The sequence below is a fragment of the Hydrogenovibrio sp. 3SP14C1 genome (genome assembly GCF_029625905.1).
GTDB lineage: Bacteria > Pseudomonadota > Gammaproteobacteria > Thiomicrospirales > Thiomicrospiraceae > Hydrogenovibrio.
The window spans coordinates 1-273 of the sequence record NZ_JARTLM010000106.1 but is presented as its reverse complement, the minus strand read 5'-3'; the positions used below and the strand labels follow the sequence as shown (position 1 = coordinate 273).

Here is a 273-nt window from a genome sequence, read left to right as displayed (position 1 = left end):
AGCTTGGGACGTGTTTGGATTTAGAAGGCGCAGAAGTTGATGAGAAGACCGTTACTTTGGCCGGAAAATACTACGAGGAAAAAGATGCTGCGGGGAATATCCTTTATTACTCACCTAAAAATCTAACTCGTATTTTTAGCGTCAAGGCGCACGAAGATTATTATGTTAAATTGCCAAACAAGGCTCATGGTGAGTTTGACGGCTACATTAACCGCCGTTACAAGTCCGAAGCTAAAACGCAAGATGCACTGTGGGCAGAAGGCTTGGAGATCG

At 44.3% G+C, this 273-nt stretch carries 1 protein-coding gene; it reads left to right on the top strand.

Annotation, left to right across the window (positions count from 1 at the left end; translation table 11 throughout):
- Positions 1-14: 14 nt before the first annotated feature.
- The coding region (locus tag P8629_RS11825) for a hypothetical protein (RefSeq protein WP_278166319.1) at positions 15-273 on the top strand (259 nt) is incomplete at its 3' end.